Annotated in this window: 18 protein-coding genes; 12 read left to right on the top strand and 6 right to left on the bottom strand. The window is 69.1% G+C overall.

The genetic code is table 11. The features are described 5' to 3' along the window. Positions 1 to 28: 28 nt before the first annotated feature. Genes BS69_RS0109815 through BS69_RS0109805 form a run of 3 tightly spaced genes read left to right on the top strand, consistent with a single transcriptional unit; the run spans position 29 to position 2,289 of the window. Positions 29 to 490 (top strand): RidA family protein, encoded by a 462-nt coding sequence (locus tag BS69_RS0109815; RefSeq protein ID WP_029941775.1) that lies wholly within the window; start codon positions 29 to 31, stop codon positions 488 to 490. Next, positions 471 to 1,175, top strand: a complete 705-nt coding sequence (locus BS69_RS0109810; protein WP_051676676.1) for a glycerophosphodiester phosphodiesterase family protein — start codon at positions 471 to 473, stop codon at positions 1,173 to 1,175. Before BS69_RS0109815 ends, BS69_RS0109810 begins: the two co-directional genes overlap by 20 nt. Beyond that, a complete protein-coding gene (locus BS69_RS0109805) occupies positions 1,162 to 2,289 on the top strand; it encodes a GNAT family N-acetyltransferase (protein WP_029941773.1) in 1,128 nt (375 codons plus the stop codon). The genes BS69_RS0109810 and BS69_RS0109805 overlap by 14 nt, the downstream gene beginning before the upstream one ends. 63 nt (positions 2,290 to 2,352) lie before the next feature. On the opposite strand, the gene BS69_RS14660 is transcribed toward BS69_RS0109805, so the two are convergent. After that, positions 2,353 to 3,195 carry a cold-shock protein gene (locus tag BS69_RS14660; RefSeq protein WP_029941772.1) on the bottom strand — a complete coding sequence of 281 codons (843 nt, stop codon included), beginning with the start codon at positions 3,193 to 3,195 and terminating at the stop codon, positions 2,353 to 2,355. Between the two features lie 198 nt (positions 3,196 to 3,393). On the opposite strand from BS69_RS14660, the gene BS69_RS0109795 reads away from it, so the two are divergent. Genes BS69_RS0109795 through rpoN form a run of 5 tightly spaced genes read left to right on the top strand, consistent with a single transcriptional unit; the run spans position 3,394 to position 7,510 of the window. Then, on the top strand, positions 3,394 to 4,014 hold the full coding sequence (locus tag BS69_RS0109795; protein ID WP_029941771.1) for a ribonuclease D: 621 nt from the start codon (positions 3,394 to 3,396) through the stop codon (positions 4,012 to 4,014). Next, a complete protein-coding gene (lptC, locus tag BS69_RS0109790; protein ID WP_029941770.1) occupies positions 4,014 to 4,739 on the top strand; it encodes an LPS export ABC transporter periplasmic protein LptC in 726 nt (241 codons plus the stop codon). The genes BS69_RS0109795 and lptC overlap by 1 nt, the downstream gene beginning before the upstream one ends. 5 nt (positions 4,740 to 4,744) lie before the next feature. Beyond that, a complete protein-coding gene (locus BS69_RS0109785) occupies positions 4,745 to 5,287 on the top strand; it encodes an LptA/OstA family protein (RefSeq protein WP_156956991.1) in 543 nt (180 codons plus the stop codon). 4 nt (positions 5,288 to 5,291) lie between these two features. Continuing rightward, positions 5,292 to 6,065: an LPS export ABC transporter ATP-binding protein gene (gene lptB, locus BS69_RS0109780; protein ID WP_029941768.1), complete on the top strand. Its 774-nt coding sequence runs from the start codon at positions 5,292 to 5,294 to the stop codon at positions 6,063 to 6,065. An 11-nt stretch (positions 6,066 to 6,076) separates the two neighbouring features. Further along, the gene (gene rpoN / locus BS69_RS0109775; RefSeq protein WP_029941767.1) at positions 6,077 to 7,510 is read left to right on the top strand and encodes an RNA polymerase factor sigma-54; all 1,434 of its coding nucleotides are present in this window, start codon (positions 6,077 to 6,079) and stop codon (positions 7,508 to 7,510) included. Here the strand turns inward: rpoN and BS69_RS0109770 are convergent. Together BS69_RS0109770 and gyrB are read right to left on the bottom strand one after the other, a co-directional pair. Next, on the bottom strand, positions 7,507 to 8,274 hold the full coding sequence (locus BS69_RS0109770; protein WP_037504465.1) for an endonuclease/exonuclease/phosphatase family protein: 768 nt from the start codon (positions 8,272 to 8,274) through the stop codon (positions 7,507 to 7,509). The two genes, rpoN and BS69_RS0109770, sit on opposite strands and share 4 nt — an antisense overlap. 34 nt (positions 8,275 to 8,308) lie before the next feature. After that, positions 8,309 to 10,816 carry a DNA topoisomerase (ATP-hydrolyzing) subunit B gene (gene gyrB / locus BS69_RS0109765; protein WP_029941765.1) on the bottom strand — a complete coding sequence of 836 codons (2,508 nt, stop codon included), beginning with the start codon at positions 10,814 to 10,816 and terminating at the stop codon, positions 8,309 to 8,311. A gap of 118 nt (positions 10,817 to 10,934) precedes the next feature. Here gyrB and BS69_RS0109760 point away from each other — a divergent pair, with 118 nt between their 5' ends. Then, a complete protein-coding gene (locus BS69_RS0109760; RefSeq protein ID WP_051676675.1) occupies positions 10,935 to 11,285 on the top strand; it encodes a DUF2254 family protein in 351 nt (116 codons plus the stop codon). Positions 11,286 to 11,502: 217 nt separating this feature from the next. Here BS69_RS0109760 and BS69_RS0109745 read toward each other — a convergent pair whose 3' ends face one another. From BS69_RS0109745 to BS69_RS0109735, 3 genes are all read right to left on the bottom strand, one after another. Further along, on the bottom strand, positions 11,503 to 13,026 hold the full coding sequence (locus tag BS69_RS0109745) for a DEAD/DEAH box helicase (protein WP_029941763.1): 1,524 nt from the start codon (positions 13,024 to 13,026) through the stop codon (positions 11,503 to 11,505). A gap of 189 nt (positions 13,027 to 13,215) precedes the next feature. After that, positions 13,216 to 14,253 (bottom strand): DNA replication/repair protein RecF, encoded by a 1,038-nt coding sequence (recF, locus tag BS69_RS0109740; RefSeq protein WP_029941762.1) that lies wholly within the window; start codon positions 14,251 to 14,253, stop codon positions 13,216 to 13,218. Continuing rightward, positions 14,253 to 15,224 (bottom strand): septation protein IspZ, encoded by a 972-nt coding sequence (locus BS69_RS0109735; protein WP_029941761.1) that lies wholly within the window; start codon positions 15,222 to 15,224, stop codon positions 14,253 to 14,255. Before BS69_RS0109735 ends, recF begins: the two co-directional genes overlap by 1 nt. 314 nt (positions 15,225 to 15,538) lie before the next feature. Here BS69_RS0109735 and BS69_RS0109730 point away from each other — a divergent pair, with 314 nt between their 5' ends. The 3 genes from BS69_RS0109730 to BS69_RS0109720 all read left to right on the top strand — a co-directional run bounded on the left by BS69_RS0109730 (position 15,539) and on the right by BS69_RS0109720 (position 17,781). Beyond that, positions 15,539 to 16,399: a response regulator gene (locus BS69_RS0109730; RefSeq protein WP_029941760.1), complete on the top strand. Its 861-nt coding sequence runs from the start codon at positions 15,539 to 15,541 to the stop codon at positions 16,397 to 16,399. 136 nt (positions 16,400 to 16,535) lie between these two features. Next, positions 16,536 to 16,865: a response regulator transcription factor gene (locus BS69_RS0109725; protein WP_156956989.1), complete on the top strand. Its 330-nt coding sequence runs from the start codon at positions 16,536 to 16,538 to the stop codon at positions 16,863 to 16,865. 115 nt (positions 16,866 to 16,980) lie between these two features. Beyond that, a complete protein-coding gene (locus BS69_RS0109720; protein WP_245605135.1) occupies positions 16,981 to 17,781 on the top strand; it encodes a helix-turn-helix domain-containing protein in 801 nt (266 codons plus the stop codon). The last annotated feature ends 13 nt before the right edge of the window (positions 17,782 to 17,794 follow it).

The following is a 17,794-nucleotide window of genomic DNA, read 5'->3' as shown; positions in this document are numbered from 1 at the left end:
GCGGCGGCCGAGGCGGCACCGCCAGCCCATGTCCATCGATCAACGCCTCGCCGAGCTCGGCATCACCCTTCCCACCCCGGCCGCGCCGGTCGCGTCCTACGTGCCCGCGGTGCTGAGCGGGAACCTGCTCCACATCTCAGGCCAGATCGCCTTCGCCGAGGACGGCAGCCTGATCACCGGGCGCCTTGGCGACACCATCAACCTCGAGCGCGGCCAGGAAGCGGCGCGCCGCTGCGGCCTGATGCTGCTCGCGCAGATCAAGGCGGCGCTCGGCTCGCTCGACCGGGTCAGCCGGATCGTGAAGCTCGGCGTGTTCGTCAATTCGGCCGGCGACTTCACCGACCAGCCCAAGGTCGCCAACGGCGCCTCCGACCTGATGCAGGACGTGTTCGGCGATGCCGGCCGCCATGCCCGCTCGGCGGTCGGCGTGCCCACCCTCCCGCTCGGCGTTGCGGTCGAGGTCGACGCGATTGTCGAGGTCCGGGCCTGATCCGCTCGACCCGGGGCCGCGCGGGTTCGCCCATCGCGGCCTCCACGACGGCAGCGTCTTTCCCGAAAACAGCCTGATCGCCTTCGCCGCCTCGCTCGAAGCGGGCGCGGGAATCGAATGCGACCTGCGGTTGACCGCCGACGACGAGATCCTCGTCTTCCACGACGCGAACGCCTGGCGGCTGTGCGGCAGCCCGCTGGTGATCGGCCGCTCGACCCACGCCGAGCTCGCGCGGCTGCGGATCGGCGAGCAACCAATCCCTACGCTCGCGAGCCTGCTCGCCCTCGTCGGCGGGCGGGCACCGATGCTCCTCGAGGTGAAGGTCGACGCGGACCGCTGGCGCTGGATGCCGGCGCTGCGGCGCGCGCTGGCCGGTTATCGGGGCCCGTTCGGGGTGATGAGCTTCGATCCCGGCGTGCTGCGGATCCTCAAGACCAATGCGCCCGAGTGGCGGCGTGGCCTCGTGGTCGCAGACCGGCTTGGAGGCTTGAAGCGGTCGCTGGCCCTCGCCCTCGCTGATCCCGACTTCCTCGCGGTCGAGACCTTCGCGGCGCACCGGGCCTGGGTAGCTAGGCAGCGGCGGAAGCGGCCGGTCTACAGCTGGACCGTGCGCACCCCCGCCCAAAGGACCGATCTGGTTTCGGCGGTCGACGCGCTTATCTGGGAGGGCGATGGCCGACCGTGATCCCGCCCAAGTCCGCATCGCCGACTCCTTCGAGACGGTGGCCGCGGACGAGTGGGACGCGCTGGCGGGACGGGCCGACCCCTTCCTGTCGCACGCCTTCCTGAGCGCGCTGGAGGAATCGGGCAGCATCGGCGGGACCAGCGGCTGGAGCCCGCTGCCGCTGATGGTTTCCGAAGGCGGGCAGACGGTCGCCGCGGCGCCGGCATTCCTCAAGAGCCACAGCCAGGGCGAATATGTCTTCGATCATGGCTGGGCCGATGCCTGGCAGCGCGCCGGGGGCGACTATTATCCCAAGCTGCAGATCGCGGTGCCGTTCACGCCGGTGGTCGGTCCCCGGCTGCTGGGGACCGAGTCCGAATTGCTGCTGGCCGGGGCCGAGGCCGTGACGGTGCAGAATGGCCTCTCTTCCGCGCACGTCACCTTCTGCACCGCCGAGGAAGCGGCGCTGGCGGAGGAACGGGGCTGGCTGGTCCGCCACGGGATCCAGTATCACTTCCTCGACCGTGACTATGGCGACTTCGACGGCTTCCTCGCCGCCTGCAGCAGCCGCAAGCGCAAGACCATCCGCAAGGAGCGGGCCGCGGCGCGCGAGGGACTGACCTTTCGCCACCTGCGCGGGTCCGAGATCGGCGAGGCCGAGATGGACGCCATGTGGCTGTTCTACCAGGACACGGGCAGCCGGAAGTGGGGGCGGCCCTATCTCACCCATGCCTTCTTCCGCGAGGCGGTCGAGCGGCTCGGCGACCAGCTCCTTCTGTTCCTCGCCGAGCGCGACGGCGTGCCGATGGCGGGCGCACTCAACTGGGTCGGCGCCGAGACGCTCTACGGGCGCTACTGGGGCTGCCGCGAGGACGTGCCCTTCCTCCACTTCGAGCTTTGCTACTATCAGGCGATCGAGTGGGCGCTCGCCCACGGGCTGGGCACCGTCCAGGCCGGCGCGCAGGGGGAGCACAAGCTGGCCCGCGGCTACGAGCCCGTCACCACCTTCAGCGTCCACTTCCTTCCCGACCCCAGTTTCCGCCGCGCGGTGGCGGATTTCGTCGAGCGGGAGAAGGAAGCGGTGGCGCGCGAGATCGCGCTGCTGCGCGAGGAATTGCCCTTCCGTCGCGCATAGAAAAAGGCCCGCCGGAACCAGTCCGGCGGGCCTTCTTGCCCCTCGCGTGAACGCGAGTGTCGGTTAGGCCTGCAGCGGCGACAGGTTGACCGCCGCATGCTTGCCGCGACGATCGACCTCGAGTTCGAACTCGAGACGGTCGCCTTCGTTGAGGCTGGTCATGCCCGCCCGCTCGACGGCCGAGATGTGGACGAACGCGTCCGGCTGGCCGTCGTCGCGCTGGATGAAGCCAAAGCCCTTCATGGCGTTGAAGAACTTGACGGTGCCCGAGGCCTTCTCGCCGGTCAGCTGGCGCTGCGGCGCAGCCGCCGCCCGCTCGACCGCCATCGGCTCGCCGTCGATCCGCAGGTTGGTCGCGGAGACGCGGCCACCGCGGTCGACCAGCGTGAACTCGAGCGGCTGGCCGTCGGCGAGGTCGCTGAGACCCGCCTGCTCGACCGCCGAGATGTGAACGAACACGTCCTCGCCGCCATCGTCACGGACGATGAAGCCGAAGCCCTTCTGCGGGTTGAAGAACTTGACGACGCCCTTGCCCTCGCCAACGACCTGGGGAGGCATTCCGCCGCCGGCACCGGCACCGCCGCCGCGGAAACCGCCGCCGCCACCGCCGCCGCCGCCGAAGCGACCACCGCCGCCACCGCCGCCGAACCGGTCGCCGCCGCCGAAGCCGCCGCCACCACCGCGATAGCCACCGCCACCGCCGCCGCCACCGCCGAAGCGGTCGCCGCCGCCGCGGTAACCACCGCCGCCGCCGCCACCGAAGCGGTCACCGCCGCCGAAGCCGCCGCCGCCACCGAAGTCCGGTGTGCCGCCGCCGTAAAAGTCACCGCCGCCGCCGCCGCCGAAATCGCCCTTGTCGCGTCCGCGACCGCCCCGGTCGCCCTTACGCCCTCGATCGTAACCCATGCCCGTGCAAACTTCCTCGAACCCGATTCTCTTCAAACCAACGCGCTGGGCTCAACGGCGCAACCGGTCACGGCATGCCGATCAGACATGCTTCCGGGCCGGACCTTAGCCGAAAAAACCGCAATCCTCTAGCCGTTTGTCTCGCGCTTGCTGTCAGGAGCGGTTAAGCGGGAGCGCCGCAGGGACCGACCACAGCTTATGACCATCTATTTTCACGAAGAAGACCTTCCCTCGACCGACCTGTTCGGGCCAGGGCCGATCGCCGTCGACACCGAAGCCATGGGTCTCCATCCCGGGCGCGACCGGCTGTGCCTCGTCCAGCTGTCGGACGGCTCGGGCGACGAGCATCTGGTGCGGTTCTCGCCCGGAAGCGATTATGCCGCGCCCAATTTGAAGGCGCTGCTCGGCGATCCTGACCGGCTCAAGCTCTATCATTTCGCGCGATTCGATATCGCGATCATGAAGCATTATCTCGGCATCATGGCCGCGCCCCTCTACTGCACCCGGACGGCCTCGCGGCTGGTACGGACCTACACCGATCGCCATGGCCTGAAGGAACTGGTCAAGGAGCTGCTCGGCCAGGACCTCAACAAGCAGCAGCAGACCAGCGACTGGGGCGGTCCCGACCTCAACGACGCCCAGCGCGACTATGCCGCGAGCGACGTCCGCTACCTCCATGCGCTCAAGGACAAGCTCGACGTGCGCCTTCAGCGCGAAGGCCGCACCGCGCTCGCCCAGGCCTGCTTCGACTTCCTCCCGGCCCGCGCCGAGCTCGACCTCGCCGGCTGGCCCGAAGAGGACATTTTCGCGCACAGCTGATGAGCGAGGCGGCCAATCTCCAACGCGCGCAGGCGCAGAGCTGGGCAGAGCCCGGCAGCAGGCACGACCGGTTGATCGGCCTGCTCAAGATCGGCTTGCCCGCCGCGGTCGGGGTGATCGCCGCCATCTTCCTCGCCGTGCCGCTGACCAAGCAACAGGAAGTCAGCTTCATCCTCGACAAGAAGGATGTCAGCCGCGCCGAGGAGCGGATGAAGATCGAGGCCGCGCGCTACAGCGGCACCGACAATGAGGGGCAGCCCTTTGTCCTCGTCGCCAATCGCGCGGTCCAGCAGACCAGCGAGGTGCCGATCGTCGATATCAGCGGAATGCTCGCCCGGCTTGGACTCAAGGAGGGTCCGGCCACGATCCAGGCACTGCGCGGCCGCTACGACCTCGACAAGCAGCAGGTCGCGATCAACGGCCCGGTCCGGGTCAGCGGTCCCGAGGGCGAGCAACTCGTCACCCGCGACGTGCTGCTCGACCTCAGGAGCCGGCAGGTCCGAAGCACCGGGCAGATCGCCGGGCGGATGCCCGTGGGCAGCTTCGATGCGGCCAGCATGGCGGCCGACCTCGGCACCAAGCAGGTCGCGCTGACCGGCGGCGTGACGGGCGAGGTCAAGCTCGGGACCTTCGCCGCGTCGCGGATGCGCGCCGATCTCGACCGCCGGATTGTCGTGCTCGATGGCGGTGCGCGGTTGAAAATCGTGCCGGGGACCGTCAGATGAGCCGCATGGGGAGCCTCCGCATCTTCGCCGTCGCCTTCGGGCTGACCACCGCAGCCGTCGGCGGGGTGGCGCTCGCGCAGACGCAGGGCGGGCCGATCTCGGCACTCAAGGGGCATGACAGCAACGCCCCGATCGACGTCGCCAGCGACCGGATCGAGGTCCAGGACCGGGCCGACCGCGCCATCTTCGCGGGCAATGTGAAGGTCCGCCAGGCCGACCTCACCCTCGATACCGAGCGGCTGACCGTCGCCTACACCAGTGCGGGCAACCTCGAGATCCAGCGACTCGACGCCTCGGGCGGCGTGACCGTTCGCTCGCCCTCCGAGACCGCGCGCGGCGATTTCGGCGTCTACGACCTCAACCGCCGGCTGATCACGCTGATCGGCAATGTCCAGCTGCAGCGCGGCGATTCGCGAATCGCCGGCGCGCGCCTGACGATCGACATGAACAGCGGCCGCGCGGTGGTCGACGGCGGCCCGGCCGGGGTCGGGCAATCGGGCGGCCGGGTGACCGGGCACTTCATCGTCCCCCAGCGCCGCGGCAGCTGAGCGCATGAACGAGGCCAGCGCCATCGACCGTGCGGGACTGGCCGCCAGCGATTCGATGCGCGGGCTTGCCGTTCGCAACATCGCCAAGAGCTACGACAAGCGGCAGGTGCTGCGCGACGTCAGCCTCGAGGTGCATCGCGGCGAGGTGGTCGGCCTGCTCGGTCCCAACGGCGCGGGCAAGACCACCTGCTTCTATTCGGTGATGGGGCTGGTGAAGCCCGATGCCGGGCGGATCATGCTCGACGGGCGCGACATCACCGCGCTGCCGATGTACCGGCGCGCGATCCTCGGCCTTGGTTACCTGCCCCAGGAGACCAGCATCTTCCGCGGCCTCACGGTCGAGCAGAACATCATGGCCGTGCTCGAGGTGGCCGAACCCGACCGCGCCGCGCGCCATGCGCGGCTCGAGCAATTGCTCGGCGAATTCGGCCTCACCGGCCTTCGCGCCTCGCCCGCCATGGCGCTGTCGGGCGGCGAGCGACGGCGCTGCGAAATCGCCCGCGCGCTGGCGGCCGACCCCAAGATCATGCTTCTCGACGAGCCCTTCGCGGGCATCGATCCGCTGTCGATCGCCGACATCCGCGACCTGGTGAAGGATCTGAAGCGGCGCGACATCGGGGTGCTCATCACCGACCATAACGTCCGCGAGACGCTCGACATCGTCGATCGCGCCTGCATCATCTACGACGGCCAGGTGCTGTTCGCCGGGACCCCGGAAGCTTTGGTCGCCGACCAGGATGTCCGGCGGCTCTACCTCGGCGAAAGTTTCGAGCTCTAGGGTCGCTCGCCGTGGGACTGGGCCCCGGGCTTCAGCTTCGCGCTTCCCAGTCGCTGGTCATGAGCCAGCAGCTCCAGCAGGCGATCAAGCTGCTGCAGCTGACCAACCTCGAAGTCGAGGCCGCGATCGCCGAGGAGCTGGCGCGCAATCCCCTGCTCGAAATGGGCGGGGACGGCGATGTCGTGGTCCGCGAGGACGTCGAATATGGCGATGCGCCCGCCGACCCCAAGGGCGCCGACGAGCTCGGAGGCAAGGGCGACGAAGCGCTCGATTCCGACTGGCGGGATGCGGCCGGGGAAACCGATTCGGGTTATGAGATCGGCGCACCCGACGACGATGGCTTCGATTTCGACCGGCTGGCCTCCTGCGAGACCGGACTGTGCGAGCATCTGATGGGCCAGCTTCGCGGATCCGGCGGTCCGGTGGGTCGCGCGGCCGAGGCGATCGTCCATGAGCTCGAGGAGACGGGCTGGCTGACAACCCCGCTCAAGGGCATTGCCGAGGCGCTCGACCTGCCACTGCGCGACGTCGAGGCGGGCCTGCGGCTCGTCCAGGGTCTCGATCCGGCAGGGGTCGGCGCGCGCGACCTTGCCGAGTGCCTCGCGCTCCAGGCCAAGGCGGCCGATCGCTACGATCCCGCCATGGCGCGGCTGATCGCCAATCTCGACCTTCTCTCGCGCGGCCAGATGGCGGCCCTGAAACGCATCTGCCAGGTCGACGACGAGGATCTCGCCGACATGATCGCCGAGCTTCGCGCCTATGATCCCAAGCCCGGCTGCCGCTTCGCCGCCGAGCCGGCCACCGCGACCGAGCCCGACGTGCTGATCCGCCGGACCCCGAGCGGGTTCTCGGTCGAGCTCAATCCGGCCACGCTGCCCCGGGTGCTGGTCAATCGCCGCTACCACAGCGAGCTCAAGGCCGCGGCGACCGACCGCCCGAGCAAGGCCTGGCTGTCCGAGCAGCTCCAGAGCGCGTCCTGGCTGGTTCGCGCGCTCGACCAGCGCGCGCGCACCATCGTCCGGATCGTCAGCGCGGTCGTGGCGCAACAGGAAGCCTTCTTCCGCGAAGGGGTGACCGCGCTTCGGCCGCTCACCATGGGCCGGATCGCCGAACTGGTGGAGATGCACGAGAGCACCGTCAGCCGGGTCGCCGCGGGCAAGACCCTGCTGTGCGAGCACGGCCTGTTCGAGCTGCGCAGCTTCTTCGCCAGCGGGGTCGCCGCCGAGGACGGTGAAGGAGCGAGCGCGGAAGCGGTGAAGGCGGCGATCGCCAAGCTGGTTGCGAATGAGACCGAGGTGCTGAGCGACGATCAGCTGGTCGACATGCTGAAGGAGCAGGGTTTCGTGCTCGCCCGGCGAACGGTGGCCAAATATCGCGAGGCGATCGGGATCGGCTCCAGCGTCCAGCGTCGCCGCCAGCGGGCGATCAGCGGCAAGGCGGCCTAGAGCCGCACCCGCGCCCAGATGGGCAGGTGATCGCTCGCGATCCGCGCGCGCTCGCTATGGTGCACGCCGGCCGCTTCGATCGGGAGTGTATTGTCGATCATGATCCGGTCGAGAACCGCGATCGGGCGCCGCGCGTGGAAGCTGGGGCCAGTCGGCGCGATCCGGTAGCCGCCGTCGAGCTCCTTGAGGCAGCCAGCGGCCGAGCGCCATTCGTTGGTGTCCCCCATCAATACCGTCGGCATGGCCTGCGGACGCTGGTCGATGCACTCGAGGATCGCGCGCATCTGCCGCCGCCGCCACAGTCCCGACAGGTCGAGGTGCAGGCCGACCACGCGGATCGGCCGGTCGTGGACGAGGAGTTCGGCGAGCACCGCGCCCCGCGGCTCGAGCGTCGGCAGTTCGATCGCCGCAACGTCGAGCACGCCGACATGGCTCTTCACCAGAATCGCATTGCCGTGCCAGCCGATGTTGCGCGTATCGACCTTGAGCCAGTCGTCGACCCGCGCGCTGACCTTGGGCAGCCGGTCGAGCATCCGCCGGTTCTTCACCCCCAGAGGGAGCGGGCGGTAGGGGCTGTGCCCCTCCCACAATTCGTGCGGCACCGCCGAGGCGCGGCCACCGGTCCGCCGATCGGCTTCCTGCAGCGCGACGACATCCGCCCCGATCTCCTCCAGCACATGAAGGATTCGATGCGGGTCGCGCCGGCGGTCGAGGCCGACCGCCTTGCGCATGTTGTAGGAAGCGACGGTGAGCGTCGTGGTCACGCGAGCCCCAACCCCGTGCTGGCGTTCCCCGTTCCTAGACGTCGAGATTGGCGACGCTCAGCGCGTTTTCCTGGATGAATTCGCGCCGCGGCTCGACCACGTCGCCCATCAGCCGGGTAAAGATCTCGTCGGCGACGTCGGCCTGGGCCACTTCGACGCGGAGCAGCGAGCGGTTGGCCGGGTCGAGCGTGGTTTCCCACAATTGCTCGGCGTTCATCTCGCCCAGCCCCTTGTAGCGCTGGATGCTGAGGCCCTTGCGCCCGGCCGCGAGCACCGCGTTGAGCAGCTCGGAGGGACGGGTGACGTCGATCGGCTTGCCCTTGGTGTCGGCCGCCGCAGCCTCGAGCGCTTCCTCGCCCTCGCCCGCACCGACGGTCGGCTCGGCTTCGGCCTGCGCGCCCTTGCGGAGGGTCCGGAGGATCGCCGGACGGGCGTAGGTCTCGCGCTGCTCACCGGCGAGCGCGTGGAGCTTGCGGGCCTCGGCGGAGGTGATGAAGCTCGGCTCGACGATGGTGACATCGGTCACCCCGCGCCATAGCCGGCGCAGCAGATAGCCGCCCTCATGCGCGAGCTCGCCCGACCACTGCCCCTCGGAATCGCCTAGCTGGAGCCAGGTCGCGACCCTGGCGATCGCTTCCTGGCGGCCGCTGTCGCCGAGCGCCGGATCGAGCGCGCCGGCAAGGGCCAGGGCCTCGAGCAACGCGGGGTCATACTTCTTCGGCGCATAGCGCAGGAGGGTGCGAATGCGCCGGGCGTGGTCGACGAGCGTCTTGAGGTCGGCGCCCTGACGGACCTCGCCATTGCTGTCGAGCTGCAGGCCCTCGAGCCCCGCCTCGACCAAATAGTCGTCGAGCTGGCTGTCGTCCTTGAGATAGACCTCCGAGCGGCCCCGCGCGACCTTGTAGAGCGGCGGCTGGGCGATGAAGAGGTGCCCCGCGGCGATCAGCTCGGGCATCTGCCGGTAGAAGAAGGTCAGCAGGAGCGTGCGGATGTGCGCGCCGTCGACGTCGGCGTCGGTCATGATGACGATCTTGTGGTAGCGCAGCTTCTCGAGATTGAAGTCCTCGCGGCCGATACCGGTGCCCAGCGCCTGGATGATCGTCCCGATCTCGCGGCTCGACAGCATGCGGTCGAAGCGCGCGCGCTCGACGTTGAGCAATTTGCCGCGCAGCGGAAGGATCGCCTGATTGTGGCGGTTGCGGCCCTGCTTGGCCGAGCCGCCGGCCGAATCGCCCTCGACCAGGAACAGTTCGGACAGCGCCGGATCGCGCTCCTGGCAGTCGGCGAGCTTGCCGGGCAGCGAGGCGATGTCCATCACGCCCTTGCGCCGGGTAAGTTCGCGGGCGCGCTTGGCGGCCTCGCGCGCGGCGGCGGCGTCGATGATCTTCTGGATGATCGAACGGGCGTTGGCGGGATTCTCCTCCAGCCATTCGCTCATCTTGTCGCTCATCAGCGCTTCCAGCGGCTGGCGCACCTCGGAGCTGACCAGCTTGTCCTTGGTCTGCGAACTGAATTTGGGATCGGGCAGCTTGACCGAGACGATGGCGGTCAGGCCCTCGCGCATGTCGTCGCCGGTGAGGGTGACCTTCTCCTTCTTCAGCATGCCCGACTTTTCGGCATAGCCGTTGACGGTTCGGGTCAGCGCGGCGCGGAAGGCGGCGAGGTGGGTGCCGCCGTCGCGCTGGGGGATGTTGTTGGTGAACGGCAGGACGTTCTCGTAATAGGAATCATTCCATTCGAGCGCGACGTCGATGCCGATCCCGTCACGCACCGCCGAAATGGCGATCGGCTCGGGGAAGAGCGGGGTCTTGGCGCGGTCGAGATACTTCACGAAGGCGGCAATCCCGCCCTCGTAGAAGAGCTCGACTTCCTTGCGCTCCTCGTGGCGGGCGTCGGCCAGCACCAGCCGCACGCCCGAGTTGAGGAAGGCGAGCTCGCGGTAGCGATGCTCGAGCTTCTCGAAGTCGAACTCGGTGATCTTGAAGGTCGCCGGGCTCGGCAGGAAGGTAACACGCGTGCCCGTCTTGCCCGGAGGCGCGGTGCCGACGACCTTCAGCGGCGCGACCGCGTCGCCGTGGGCGAAGCGCATGAAATGCTCCTCGCCGTCACGCCAGATGGTGAGGTCGAGGAATTCGGACAGCGCATTCACCACCGAGACGCCGACGCCGTGGAGGCCGCCCGACACCTTGTAGGCATTGTCGTCGCTGGTGTTCTCGAACTTACCGCCGGCGTGGAGCTGGGTCATGATGACCTCGGCCGCCGACACGCCTTCCTCGGCGTGGATCCCCGTCGGGATGCCGCGGCCATTGTCCTCGACCGTGACCGAGCCGTCGGGATTGAGCTGGATGAGGATGCGGTCGCAATGACCCGCGAGCGCCTCGTCGATCGCGTTGTCGCTGACCTCGAACACCATGTGGTGGAGACCCGAGCCGTCGTCGGTGTCGCCGATGTACATGCCGGGGCGCTTGCGCACCGCGTCGAGGCCCTTCAGGACCTTGATGCTCTCGGCGCCGTAACTGTTCTGGTTCGCTTCTTCTGCCATGAGAAGGATATAGCGTTTCGTGACGCGAAGTCACGCGCGTGCGGGCGCGCGTGCGACCTTGGACCCTGCATCGTCGCGCGATTGTTCGGAACCGTGCAAGGCGGGGAGAAACACAGGCATGAACCAGTTGGCGCACGTCTTGCGCAAGGTTGGAAAGCAGATCGGATTCCGGGCCGCTTTGATCGCCATCCTGACGGTCATGCTCGCCCTGCTTGCGGCGGTACTGGCACCGCTCATCCTCTACGACCTGTCGATCAAGATCGGCGCCGACGCGGTCGACGACATCCTGACGATTCTCGCTTCCTCGATGCTCGCGGTGACGACCTTCTCGATGACCGCGATGGTGACCCTCGCCGCCGGCCACCGGCTTGCCCACTGCCTGCTGAGAAAGCCGCCGCCGCCGCGCAAGGCTCGAGCGAGCGCGTGGACTGGCCGATATCGATCGACGAGTTGCTGGAGGACCTTCTAAGGCCGATCGCACGCGATGGCGCCACCTTGGCCGAGGTCCAGATCCGGCTGCAGCGCCTCCTCGGCAGCATCGCGCTTCGTGCCGACGTGTTGGCGCCAGCCATGCGCGGGCTGTAGGATTATGCGATGGCGCAGGTCGACGCCTCGACCATGATCGAGGCCGACCGCGCGCGGGTCAGGCGCGCCCGTGAGCGCGCCTTTCACCACCTTGGGAATGATCAGCCCGCGCGGCGCTGACCGCCACCGCTCGGACCACGACGACGCTGGCCGCCGCCGGGGCGACCGCCGCCGGGCTGGCCGGCCGGGCGCTGACCGCCGTGCCGCTGACCCTGCTGCTGCTGTCCCTGCCCGCCCGGGCGGACGGGATTGCCGACCGGCCCGCGCACCGCACCGGGCACGCCGCGCATCGAACGGCCGCCCTCGCGGGGGCCATTGCGATCCTCGGGCATGTCGGCCCGCGGATCGTTGCGCGGCAGGCCGTGGCGCTGCGGATCGCGGGCATGGCCGCGCGCACCGCTTTCGTTGCGACGGTTGCGCTGGTTCTGCTGCGGCGCGCGCTTGGGTTCAGGCTTGAGGCGCTTCATCGCCTCGACCGCCTGCATGAAGCCCTGCGGCAGCGCGACCTCGGTCAGCTTCTGCCGGGTAAGCTTTTCGATATCCTTGAGGAACGGGCGCTCCTCGCGGTCGCAATAAGCGATGGCGATGCCGTCGGCGCCGGCGCGCGCGGTGCGGCCGATCCGGTGAACATATTGCTCGGGGACGTTGGGCAGGTCGTAATTCACGACGTGGCTGACGCCCGGAATGTCGATCCCGCGCGCAGCGATGTCGGTCGCCACCAGGATCGGCACGCTGCCGTCGCGGAAGGCGTCGAGCGCGCGTTCGCGCTGGGGCTGGCTCTTGTTGCCGTGGATCGCATTGGCCGCGATCCCCGCCGCCGCCAGCATCCGCACGATCTTGTCGGCGCCATGCTTGGTCCGGCTGAAGACGAGCGTCCGCTCGATGTCCTTGCCGTTCTGGAAGAACAGGGTGAGGAGCGCGGTCTTCTCGGCCTGGTTGACGAAGGTGACGAACTGCTCGACCCGCTCGGCGGTCGTGGCGACCGGGGTCACCGCGACTTCTGCCGGATTCTTGAGATACTCGTCGGCGAGGCTCTTGATGGTCTTCGGCATGGTCGCCGAGAAGAACAGGGTCTGGCGCTTGGCCGGGATCAGCTTCACGATCCGCTTCAGCGCATGGATGAAGCCGAGGTCGAGCATCTGGTCGGCCTCATCGAGGACCAGGATCTCGAGATTGGCGAGGCTCAGCGCGCGCTGGTCGACGAGGTCGAGCAGGCGGCCCGGGGTCGCGACCAGCACATCCAGCCCGCGGCTGACGGTACGGATGCTCTTGGCATTGGCGACGCCGCCGAAGATCACGCCGACAGTGGTCTTGAGACCCGCGCCATAGGCTTCGGCACTGGCCGCGATCTGGCTGGCGAGCTCACGCGTCGGCGCGAGCACCAGCATGCGGATCTGGCCGGGCTTGAGGAAGGCCGGGCGATTGGCCGCGAGGCGCTGCAGCGACGGGGCCATGAAGGCCGCGGTCTTGCCGGTGCCGGTCTGGGCGATGCCGAGCAGGTCGCGGCCCTCGAGGACGTGCGGGATGGCCTGCGCCTGGATCGGCGAGGGCTGGGTGTAATTCTTGGCGGCAAGCGCCTTCAGGAGGGGCGTCGAGAGCCCGAGCTGTTCAAACGTCGTGGTCATTCAAAAATTCCAACATGACACGCCGGCCAGTGGAGACCACGGGCCGGGCGGGGTGAGATAAGTGCCCCGCGTGATGTGGGAACTTGAAACGGAACCGAGACGCGGGCCGGCGCCCATGAGGCTGCCGATCACGCCGCTTTGTGGCGTCTCGCTGCCGGCCATATAGGGGCGGGCCGCGGAAAAGTCCAATCAGCCGCCGACCGCGACCATCGTGGCGTCGCCGATTCCATCGAACAAGGCGGCCTCGGTGGCGGTCATCCACACCTGTCCGCGGCCGGCGAGCCGCTCGAACAGGGCGGCGCGGCGGCCGGGGTCGAGATGCGCCGCGACCTCGTCGAGCAGCAGGATCGGCGGCGCGCCCCGCCGGGCGGCGACCAGCTCGGCATGGGCGAGGACGAGGCCCAGCAGCAGCGCCTTCTGCTCGCCCGTCGAGCAGCGCTCGGCCGGCTGGCGCTTGGCGACATGGGTGACGAGCAGGTCCTGCCGGTGCGGCCCCTCGGTGGCGCGTCCCGCCGCAGCGTCGCGTCCCCGGTTGACGCGCAGGAGGGCGGCAAGGTCGGTCGGCACCGGCCGGTCGAGCGCGATTGCCGGCCGGGCAAAGAGGTCGTCGGGCACCGCCGCCAGCGCTTCGGACAGGCCGGCGACCGTGCGCGCCCGCGCCTCGGCCAGCGCCGCGCCATGCTCGGCCATGCCGGCCTCGAGGGCCGACAGCCATTCGGGATCGGCGCCCTCGGGCTCGGCGAGAAGCTTGTTGCGGGCCCGCATCGCCGCTTCATAGCGCGAGGCGTGGTGGGCGTGGCCCGGCTCGAGCGCGAGGACGAGCCGGTCGAGAAAGCGGCGGCGATCACCGGCCGAGCCGCTGAACAGGCGGTCCATCGCAGGAGTCAGCCACAGAACGGACAGCCACTCGGCGAGGCTGTTGACCGACGCCGTCGCCCCGTTGACCCGGACCTGCCGGCGCTCGGGCGCGGCGGCGAGGGTTCCAGTGCCGAGCCGCGTTTCGCCGAGCTCGGCCGAGACCGCCCAGCCGCCCGGGCCGTCGCCGCGCGCCATCTCCGACAGCGCCGCCCCGCGCAGGCCGCGCCCGGGCGCAAGCATCGACACGGCCTCGAGGATATTGGTCTTGCCCGCGCCATTCTCGCCGAAGAGGCAAACGAAGCCGGGCGCCGGCACAAGGGTCAGCGCCGCATGGTTGCGAAAGTCGCTGAGCGTCAGCCGGTCGAGCATCAGCGAGCTGCGGCAACCCGCGCCGGGGCCCGCGACCAGCCGATCGCCCACAGCACCAGCACCATGCTGACCGGGATGTCGAGGAAGGTCGTGTAGACCAGCCAGAAATCGGTGCTGAAGGCCCAGGCGACGAGGCTGTTGCCCCCGGCCATGACCAGCCCGACCAGCCCCATGCCGATCGCGAGACGGCGCTCGTCGATGTCGGCGAAGGCCATGTAGCGATTGAGCCCGGCGCCGAGCTTGCGGCCCTTGAGCACGAGCCCGTCGAACAGGAAACAGGCCGCTCCGATCAGCCCGACGATGGTCGAGCGCTGCTTGATCACAGCCTCGTCCTCGAAGGCGATGGCGAACCCTGCGCTGACCAGCAGCATGACGATTCCGAACAGCGCCATCCCGCCGACGAGGTCGACCTTCACGAAGCGCTGGACCACCAGCAGCGCGATCCCCACCGCGGCGCCGACGAGGGCTGCCGTCTTGAGATCGGTGAACTTGGCGACGAGGAAGAACAGGATCCCGGTGGCGATGTCGACCGCGATCGGAACCTTGTTGCGCTTCAGCTTGTCGGGGTCATAGGCGGGCTGGCCGTCGCCGCGCTGCTGCGTCATCGTCCGGGCGAGCCGCGCGGGAAAGGCGATGGCCTTGCCCGGATGGCTTTCGTGGACGAGCGCGCCATCGACCCGCACGGCGATGCCGATGTTGTACCAGTTGATGTAGCCGGCCTCGACCTCGAGCGCGCGGCCGTCGGGCAGGCGATGGGCCAGGCGGTGGTTGCGGACCGCATCCGGTCCCGAGGCCGGGGTCCGGTCGTGCGCGACCTCGTCGCCGTCGACGATCAGCCGGCTGGCGAGGCCGCTCATCCGGCTTTCCACCAGCACCCAGCATTCGTGGATCACGCCGAGCGCGAAGCGCCGCTTGTAGACCCACAGAGGCTTGCCCGTCGTGGCAGGGGAATGAGTGCCGGTCGGATCCATCGCCCGTCGATACGCAGGGACGAGGAGGAGCGCCAGACGCCCGAGGGTTCGAGGAGGCGCGTCCGTTCCCCTCCGGAAGCGCCTCCCCGGGCATCGGTCGAGGGTAAGGTGATGACCGAGGCCGCAGGCGGACCATAGCGATCCGGCCAGCCACGAAAATCGGCCGTTGCCGCGTCTAACGGAAGCTGGCGTTTTCCATAGTGTATCGGATCGGCCACAGTGAGTGGCAGGCACAAAGCCTATGCTGGCGCAGACATTGTGGCTTGCCTAGCATGGCGCGGACCGGCGTCGGTCGCTCGTCAGATCTGGACAGGATGGGTAGCGTCACGACCAGTAGCAGCGCCGACCGCTTTCACTTCGACCCGGCGATCCCCGCAATCAGCGTCGGCGACCGGACGACCCTGCTCGACAGCCGCGCGGCGGCGATCTTCGCCTTGCTGCAGGCCCGCGCGGGGGAGCGGGTCGGCAAGGACGAACTCCTGTCGGCGGCCTGGCCCAACCAGGTGGTTCACGAAAATTCGCTGGCCAAGGCGATCAGCAAGCTGCGCCGCGCGCTCGCCGGCTCGGGCCTCGAAATCGCGCCGATCTACGGGGTCGGCTATTGCCTGCGTGCGGCCCCTTCGCCCGAAGCGAACCCGATCGCCGGAGCCGCGGCATCTGCGGGTGACAGGGCGAGCCGCTGGCCCCTGTGGGCCGCAATCGCGATCCTCTCCCTCGTCCTTGCCGCGACCCTCGTTTTGCGCTTGCCCTCGGCCACGGCGCTGCGGACGACGCCGCCGGCCACCCACGATCCCCCCGGTGCGATCGCGACCATCCTGTGGGTCGACGACCATCCCGCGAACAATCGCGCGGAGGTCGCGCTCTTCCGCCAGCGCCGCATCGCCGTCCATCTCGCCGAGACCAGCGAGGATGCGATGCGGCTCGTCGCGATGAACGACTATCGACTGGTGATCAGCGACCTCGGGCGCGGCGAGGATCGCCTGGCGGGCCTCAAGCTGACCCAGGCGCTGCGCGAACGCGGCGCCGAGGTCCCGATCATCATCTACACCATCCGCCCTTCCGCCCCCGAGCGTCAGGCCGCGCAGCGCCGGATGATCGCCGAAGCGGGCGCCTCGGACCTTGCCCTCACCCCGAGCGAGGTGCGCGAAAAGGTCCTCGGCCGGGTCGGGGGCTGAATGCCTCGATCTGCGAGAATGAGCGCGTTTTCAGGAATTTTCAGGATTGCGGGAAAGATTGGCGCTGCCATCGCCGCCAGCATTTGCGCGACATCAGCGAGCGCGGAGCGGTAAGTTGGCGTATGATCGCGACAGCATGATCGTTGAGTTCGACCCGGGCACCGGCGCGGGGAGCGATGGCCGCGGCGTCCCCTTGCCCTTTCCCCTCGCGCCCGGCTTCCACCGGTCGCCAGGGCCGTGCGAGCCGGCCGGCGCCAAGGCAAGGATCCTCTCGCCGCGCGAGCGGATGGTGATCGAGCTTCTGGCCGACGGCCTGCGCGTGAGCCGAATCGCCGACCAGATGGGCATCAGCGAGCCGACGGTCGCCTTGCACCTCAGCAACTGCCGCCGGAAACTGCGCGCCGCGACGACCCCGCAGGCCGTCGCCCGGGCGCTCCTCTACGGCGAGATCACCGTTCGCGGCTGACCTGCGGCCGAAGCGGCGCCGCGCGGGCCCGTGCAGCCCCTTCCCAGAGAAATTGTGATGGACCGGCCGACGGGCTTATGTTGAGCCTCGTCATATGCTTGCCAACGGTCACGCCGTGCGCCCGCCCGCCGAGCTCAACGACCGGGAACTCGAGGTTCTCCGGCTGCTCGCCGCCGGCCATACCGTCAAGACGATCGCCGTCGAGCTCGGCCGCTCGGAAGCTTCGATCCACGAACGCCTGCGCGAAGCCCGGCGCAAGACGGGCGTGGGCAGCAGCCGCGAGCTCGCGCGCCGCCTTCGCGACCAGGAAAATTGGGACAGGAATATCGATCTTCCGGTCGCGGCCGTCTCGGCGAACGATCCTGGCCAACCCGGATCGTCCGGGCGTCCAGCATCGAAAGGAATTGCCGCCATGCTGATCGTCACCTCACTCGCCGGATTGGGCCTGGTCCTCGCCCCCCCCGCTGCCGAACGGCAGGCACTTTTCCACCCCGCCGCTGCGTCCGCCGCACAAGGCCCGAGCATCGCCGGTCACTGGATGCTCGACGTCGCCGGGATCCCCGCCGAGGAACGGCCCCAGCGGGTCGTCATCGCCTTCTTCCAGGGACAAGATCGCCGCTGGTCGACCGCGGTCGAGATCGTCGCGCCCGACGGGAGCACCAAGCAGGGGAGGTCGATCGCCGCGCCCGACGGCGTTCCCGTGCCGATCAGCGGCAATCTCGGCTTTGCGGACAGCGTCGCCCTTCGCCAGCCGGCGGCCAACTCGCTCGTGATGACGCTCCGGCTGGCAGGCCAGCCGGTATCGACCCGCGTCTATACCGTCGCCAAGGACGGGCGCAGCATGACCGAGACGATCGTCTGGCCAGGCGCCGACGCAGCGAAGATGGAGAGCACCCGCTTCGTTCGGGTCGACTGACCCTCCCGCCATC

The sequence above is a fragment of the Sphingomonas astaxanthinifaciens DSM 22298 genome (assembly GCF_000711715.1).
GTDB classification, from domain to species: Bacteria; Pseudomonadota; Alphaproteobacteria; order Sphingomonadales; family Sphingomonadaceae; genus Sphingomicrobium; species Sphingomicrobium astaxanthinifaciens_A.
Note: the sequence above shows the minus strand (reverse complement) of the source record. Positions and strands in the feature narration are given on the sequence as shown.

Excerpts from the sequence above, each read along its gene's own strand:
- BS69_RS0109725 (WP_156956989.1), top strand. The coding sequence starts at position 16,536 with ATGATCGTTGAGTTCGACCCGGGCACCGGCGCGGGGAGCGATGGCCGC.
- recF (WP_029941762.1), bottom strand. The coding sequence starts at position 14,253 with ATGCTCGACCGGCTGACGCTCAGCGACTTTCGCAACCATGCGGCGCTG.
- lptB (WP_029941768.1), top strand. The coding sequence starts at position 5,292 with ATGAACGAGGCCAGCGCCATCGACCGTGCGGGACTGGCCGCCAGCGAT.
- gyrB (WP_029941765.1), bottom strand. The coding sequence starts at position 10,816 with ATGGCAGAAGAAGCGAACCAGAACAGTTACGGCGCCGAGAGCATCAAG.
- lptC (WP_029941770.1), top strand. The coding sequence starts at position 4,014 with ATGAGCGAGGCGGCCAATCTCCAACGCGCGCAGGCGCAGAGCTGGGCA.
- BS69_RS0109785 (WP_156956991.1), top strand. The coding sequence starts at position 4,745 with ATGGGGAGCCTCCGCATCTTCGCCGTCGCCTTCGGGCTGACCACCGCA.
- BS69_RS0109795 (WP_029941771.1), top strand. The coding sequence starts at position 3,394 with ATGACCATCTATTTTCACGAAGAAGACCTTCCCTCGACCGACCTGTTC.
- BS69_RS0109730 (WP_029941760.1), top strand. The coding sequence starts at position 15,539 with ATGGGTAGCGTCACGACCAGTAGCAGCGCCGACCGCTTTCACTTCGAC.
- BS69_RS0109760 (WP_051676675.1), top strand. The coding sequence starts at position 10,935 with ATGAACCAGTTGGCGCACGTCTTGCGCAAGGTTGGAAAGCAGATCGGA.
- BS69_RS0109735 (WP_029941761.1), bottom strand. The coding sequence starts at position 15,224 with ATGGATCCGACCGGCACTCATTCCCCTGCCACGACGGGCAAGCCTCTG.
- BS69_RS0109815 (WP_029941775.1), top strand. The coding sequence starts at position 29 with ATGTCCATCGATCAACGCCTCGCCGAGCTCGGCATCACCCTTCCCACC.
- BS69_RS14660 (WP_029941772.1), bottom strand. The coding sequence starts at position 3,195 with ATGGGTTACGATCGAGGGCGTAAGGGCGACCGGGGCGGTCGCGGACGC.
- BS69_RS0109805 (WP_029941773.1), top strand. The coding sequence starts at position 1,162 with ATGGCCGACCGTGATCCCGCCCAAGTCCGCATCGCCGACTCCTTCGAG.
- BS69_RS0109745 (WP_029941763.1), bottom strand. The coding sequence starts at position 13,026 with ATGACCACGACGTTTGAACAGCTCGGGCTCTCGACGCCCCTCCTGAAG.